At 56.8% G+C, this 5729-nt stretch carries 5 protein-coding genes; 2 read left to right on the top strand and 3 right to left on the bottom strand.

Going from position 1 to position 5729, the window contains the following annotated elements; genetic code table 11:
• Together P7F28_RS07945 and P7F28_RS07940 are read left to right on the top strand one after the other, a co-directional pair.
• Positions 1 to 1240 (top strand): patatin-like phospholipase family protein (locus tag P7F28_RS07945; protein ID WP_306805830.1); only part of this gene is annotated, 1240 nt, incomplete at its 5' end.
• Positions 1241 to 1280: 40 nt separating this feature from the next.
• The gene (locus tag P7F28_RS07940; protein WP_277183971.1) at positions 1281 to 1661 is read left to right on the top strand and encodes a glyoxalase/bleomycin resistance/extradiol dioxygenase family protein; all 381 of its coding nucleotides are present in this window, start codon (positions 1281 to 1283) and stop codon (positions 1659 to 1661) included.
• Here the strand turns inward: P7F28_RS07940 and P7F28_RS07935 are convergent.
• From P7F28_RS07935 to P7F28_RS07925, 3 genes are all read right to left on the bottom strand, one after another.
• Positions 1651 to 3126, bottom strand: coding sequence for a winged helix-turn-helix domain-containing protein (locus P7F28_RS07935; RefSeq protein ID WP_306805829.1), 1476 nt, complete (start codon positions 3124 to 3126; stop codon positions 1651 to 1653). The two genes, P7F28_RS07940 and P7F28_RS07935, sit on opposite strands and share 11 nt — an antisense overlap.
• 184 nt (positions 3127 to 3310) lie before the next feature.
• Positions 3311 to 4225: an AraC family transcriptional regulator gene (locus tag P7F28_RS07930; protein WP_277183970.1), complete on the bottom strand. Its 915-nt coding sequence runs from the start codon at positions 4223 to 4225 to the stop codon at positions 3311 to 3313.
• A gap of 248 nt (positions 4226 to 4473) precedes the next feature.
• A complete protein-coding gene (locus tag P7F28_RS07925; RefSeq protein ID WP_277183969.1) occupies positions 4474 to 5295 on the bottom strand; it encodes an alpha/beta fold hydrolase in 822 nt (273 codons plus the stop codon).
• Positions 5296 to 5729 lie beyond the last annotated feature (434 nt).

Here is a 5729-nt window from a genome sequence, read left to right as displayed (position 1 = left end):
CAATTCCCTCACTCAGCCGAATCACATTACGCTGCCGCCTTACGACGAAATCGGCCTCGTGCTGCAAGGCGGCGGCGCGCTCGGTTCGTATCAGGCGGGCGTATTCGAGGGCCTTAACGAAACAGGCGTCGAGCCGACGTGGATCGCGGGTATTTCCATCGGCGCTTTGAATACGGCGATCATCGCGGGCAATGCGCCGGAGAATCGCGTGGCGGCGCTGCGTGGTTTCTGGAACACGATCTGCCAGCCGGCCGATCTGATCGGACATGTCGGCGCTTTTATTCCGGCGGCATTCGGCTTTGCGAATATCGGCCGGAAATTTTCGAGCATGTGGGCCGCCGCGCGTGCATTGACCGAAGGGCAAAAGGGCTTTTTCTCACCGCGTGTGGAATTGCCTTTGGCGCAATCCAAGCACAAGCGCCCGAACGAGGTGAGCTATTACGACACCTCCGCGTTGCGCGCCACCTTGTTGCAATACGCGGACTTCGATCGCATCAACGATGGAAACATGCGAGTGTCGGTCGGCGCAGTGAATGTGCGCACGGGCAATCTCGTCTATTTTGATAATACGAAAACGCGGCTGGAACCCGAGCATTTCATGGCATCGGGTGCCTTGCCGCCTGGCTTTCCGGCAGTGGAGATCGATGGTGAGTTCTATTGGGACGGCGGTCTCGTGTCCAATACACCGCTGACGGAAATCATTCGCGAGAGCCAGCATAAAGATACGCTCGTATTTCAAGTGGACTTGTGGAGCGCGCGTGGCACGCTGCCGTGTGACTTTCTGGATATCGCGGAACGGACTAAGGATATTCAGTTTTCGAGCCGTACCCGCGCGATCACCGACTTTGTTTCGCAGAGCCAGAAGCATGCACGCCTGATCAAGGAACTACTCGAACATGTGCCTGAAAAGGTGCGCCGTTCGCATCCCTTGCTACAGGACGCGCGAAGAGTGGCCGATGGCGGCGCGGTCAACGTTGTGCACCTTATCTATAAGAATAAATTCTTTGAAGGGCACTATAAGGACTACGAGTTCAGCAATGACACGATGGACGAGCATTGGGCGAGTGGTCTGGAAGATATTCGCCGATCGTTCGCGCATCCGGAATGGCTGGAAATTCCGAGTCATGAACTGGGCTTCGTTACGCATGATGTGCACCGCTTCGAACCCGCGCCCGAGCCGAGCGCGGAAATGCCTAAAGCCGTTTCTTCAAAGCTCGACGAGATAAGCGCCGAGATTTGATCTAAGCTGATGGTCTTTAGCGCATTTTCGGGTAAAGATCATGAGCGATTGGAAGCCAGCGAATTATCCCTCGGTAAGCCCTTATCTTATTTCGGGCAACGCCGAGGGCCTTATTCAATTCCTCAAGCATATTTTCGATGCCGACGTGACGCGCCGTGTCGATCGTCCGGATGGCTCGATCATGCACGTGGAAGTGCGCATCGACGATAGTATCGTGATGATCGGCGGCGGCGCGACGCAGCATGCGACATCGGCCGTGCATATTCATGTTTATGTGCCCGATGCCGCCGCCGTCTACGAACGCGCGATCGAGCATGGCGCGCAGTCGGTGCAAGCACCCACTCGAAAGCACGAAGACGACGATCTTCGCGCCGGCTTTAGCGACGCGGACGGCAATACATGGTGGGTCGCTAATCAATAAGCGAACATTCAGTTGGCTGCGGCTTGTTATCGCTTGTCTTTAGCGCAGCCAGTCGCATCGACATGGACTGAAACTCGCCTTCGGCGTTAAGCTTTTCAAGCGCATAAGCGCGCGTCGATTCCGATAGCCGATACGCCGCCACCGGCCCGTCGAATTCGACATTGACCAGCGATTTCCCAACCAGTTCGCTGATACCGTCGATCGCGCTGGCCGGGCTTAGGTCTTCGTCGCAGGCTATGGCGCTCAAGGCTTCAAATGTGAATGCGCCGCCAAATATCGCAAGGCGGCGGAATAGCGCTTTAGTGTCTTGATCGAGTAAGGCGAAACTCCAGTCGAAGGTCGCACGCAAGGTTTGATGGCGCGGCAAGGCGGTGCGATAACCGCCCGCGAGTATCGCCATGCGATCGTCGAGGCGGCGGCATACGCCTTCTATTCCTAAAGCAAGCACGCGCGCCGCAGCCAGTTCAATGGCAAGCGGAATGCCGTCCAGACGCCGGCAAATTTCCGCGACGAGCCTGATTTCGTTTTCATCAGGCTTAAGCCTTCCATGCAGTGAATTGGCCCGCTGAAGAAATAGATCGACGGCGGGACACGAGTGCAATTCCGCGACGGTGCAATCGGGCGCGGGCACAACGAGCGGATCGACACGATAGAGCGTTTCGCCCATGATGCGCAAAGGCTCGCGACTGGTGACGAGGATGTATAATACATCGTTCTCCGCAATAATTGCTTCCACGGCTTCCGCTACGTGTTCTATGACGTGTTCGGCGTTATCGAGCAAGATCAGCGTCTTTAGCGGCGCAAGCGATTCCGCTAAATCGGCAAGCCTTAAAGCGCTATCCGCATTTTGCAAGCCGCAGCCCTGCGCGATGGCGTGAAGCACATCCTGTCTTGTCTTAAGCGCGGAGAGTTCGACTACGCATGGTGCTTCATCGAAATCATCGGCGGCTTGCCGAAGCGCCTCGATTGCCAGACTGGTTTTGCCTATGCCACCCGCACCAACCAGCGTCAGCACATGCGCGCGATCCAGCATGGCCCGCACTTGCCGCACATCCTGATCGCGTCCGATAAGCGTGGTCTTAGGCACAGGTACGCGGCGAATCGTGCGCGCAGGCATTGCTTTGGATGTTTGCAGCAGTTGATATCCGCGCCCCGGCACGGTGACGAGCAGGCCGCGGTCATCGCCCAAGACCTTGCGCAACGTGGAAAGGTGCACCTGTATGTTGTTTTCTTCGACCACGGTCTGCGGCCAGACGGCGCTCATCAATTCGTGCTTGCTGACGAGCCGGCCACGGGCGCGTGCGACCACCGCGAGAATATCGAACGCTCGCGAGCCGAGCGGGACGGTTTCACCGCCACGGCGCAGCGTGCGCATCTCAGGGTCGAGTTGAAAGCGGCCTACTTCGATCATGTCGCGTCTGGATTCCGATGAAATGTGATTCGCGCGTTCGCATGGACCGGCCATGCGGAAGCTCAGTGCATAGAGGACATGATGACCGGCGTTAAGCGCCCGGCATCGCATGCTAAGAAAATACTTCCGCAAGGCATGTGGTGTCTTGTACGGAAGTGCGATGCTTTGTACGAAAGTGAATCGCAAGCGCGATCCCGGTATATGGCGGTTCGCTAAAGCTCTAGCGGCTTTAGCAGCTTTAGTGACTGATTCGAAGACGTCGCCAGGCGCCCGGTGGCGTGCCCATCATCTGCGAGAAGATGCGGGTGAAATGGCTTTGATCATTAAAGCCGCACGATACGGCAATATCCGACAAAGGCGCGTCCGAATGCATAAGCAGATTGCGCGCTTGATCGATGCGCTGCTCGATCAGCCATTGATAGGGCGTGCGGTGAGTCGTTTCCTTGAATGCTCGGATGAAATAGCTGCGCGAGAGATTGCAAGCCAGTGCAATGTCTTCGATCGACACGCGCCCTTGAGCGCTTGCCAAGAGCATTTCTTTAGCGCGAGCCTCTTGCAAAGCCGACAAGCGCCGGTTCACCTTTAACGCACGCGAAGGCGCCGCACCATAATGTTCGATCAGATGCGTGCCGACCGCGACACCCAATTGTTCTATAAAAAGCGGGCTCGCGTCGTGATGGCCGTCCAGCGTCAGAGCAAGCACTTGCGCAAGATGACCGAGGATTAAATCTTTATGACCCGGCGTGGCGTAGACGCCGGCCGTGCTCGGCGCGCCGCTTTCATAGGTTGCCTTCGAAACGAACGCGCGTGATAACTCGATCAGTACGAAGTCGAAGCCGCGTTGCAGGTCGGCCCGATAGTCTTCTGCGAAGTCGCGTACATACACAGTGTGCTGATCGAAGTCATAGACCGATGAGCGCACGCCGTTGAAGATGCGCCGTCTATGACCGGCGCTAAGCGCAACGCCTACAAGAAAGCCGCGCCCCGATGCAGGCGTGGCGACGGTGCTCGGGTTATCGTCGAGCGTGCATTTTCTAAAGAAAGTGAATTCGCCCGCGTCGATTTCCTGATCTTTGCGAAGCCGGTTGGCCTGGCAGCCGAGCGAGTCTTTGGCGCGTGGCGGTGTCGAAGCAGATTCCCGTGTGTCTTGCATGATGAACGACCTCGTCTCGTTGCGATGCCATGCCAGTGGAGTCAAGGGTGCGGCTTACGCTCGTTCTTATTCTTTAAACCATCGTTAAACCAAAAATCAGGGAGAAACTTACCATACGAATATGTCGATGTATCGGAAATAAATTAATAACTACGGGGAAACGGCGGACGTCATGGCAAAGGCTTAAACAAAAAGGCGCAAGCCTGTGCGCTTGCGCCTTGATCAATTCGCTAAAGCAGCTTTAGCGATTAGCTTTGCAGAAATGCCAGCAGGTCTGAGTTGACCTTGTCCGCTTCAACCGTGCACATGCCATGCGAGCCGCCTTCATAGACCTTGAGCGTGGCGTTCTTGACGATTTCCGCAGATTTGCGCCCGGCGGCATCGATCGGCACGATCTGGTCGTCGTCGCCATGCAGAATCAGCGTGGGCACGTCGATCTTCTGTAAGTCAGCGGTGTAATCGACTTCCGAGAATTGTTTGATGCACTCGTAATGGCCTTTGATCGAACCGAGCATGCCCTGACGCCAGAATTCGTCGATGGTGCCTTGCGAAACCTTCGCGCCTTTGCGATTGAAACCGTAAAACGGCACGGCCAGATCCTGATAAAACTGCGAGCGGTTGGCGGCAACGCCTGCGCGAATGCCGTCGAATACATCGATCGGCAGACCGATTGGGTTGCTCTCCGTCTTGAGCATGATCGGGGGCACTGCGCCGATCAACACTGCCTTTGCCACGCGCGCGGTGCCGTGGCGGCCGATGTAATGCGCCACTTCGCCGCCGCCCGTTGAATGGCCGACCAGCATCGCGCCCTTGAGGTCGAGCGCTTCGATCACGGCGGCGAGATCGTCGGCATAGGTGTCCATGTCGTTGCCCTCGGAAGGCTGATCCGAGCGGCCATGACCGCGCCGATCATGGGCGATCACGCGATAACCCTTCTGCACGAGAAACAGCATTTGCGCGTCCCACGCATCGGCATTGAGCGGCCAGCCGTGTGAGAACACCACGGGCGTTCCCGTGCCCCAGTCCTTATAAAAAATGCGCGTGCCGTCTTGCGTCGTGACCGTGCTCATGATTTCGATTTTCTCCGTGTTCGGCTACAGGAATGGTCGCCTGAGCCCAAAGCTCGGGCGGTGGTGGATGATCTATCGATCCTAGGTGCTGCTTGCGCGCGCGAGAACTTCAGAAAGATTAAATCTTCTTAAGCGCTCACGCGTACCAACTTAAGCGCTCGCGCGTACCAACTTAAGCGCTCGCGCGTACCAACTTAAGCGCTCGCGCGTACCAAGCCCGCAAGCGCCAGACTATCTTTGCGCAATTCGGCAAGCGTGTCTGCGGGCGTGACAAAGGCGGCGTCGTGATCGATCCATTGCTGCGTCAAGCGCCGCTAAGAAATCAAAGTGCTTAGTTCTTTTAAGAACGATTAACCGCCTGACCCAAGGACGTTAAGGCGGACGCGCTCCTAGAATCGGCTTCGATTTTTCCTGCAACGAACACCGGAGCCTGC

The sequence above is a fragment of the Caballeronia sp. BR00000012568055 genome (assembly GCF_029439455.1).
Lineage (GTDB): Bacteria > Pseudomonadota > Gammaproteobacteria > Burkholderiales > Burkholderiaceae > Caballeronia.
Note: the sequence above shows the minus strand (reverse complement) of the source record. Positions and strands in the feature narration are given on the sequence as shown.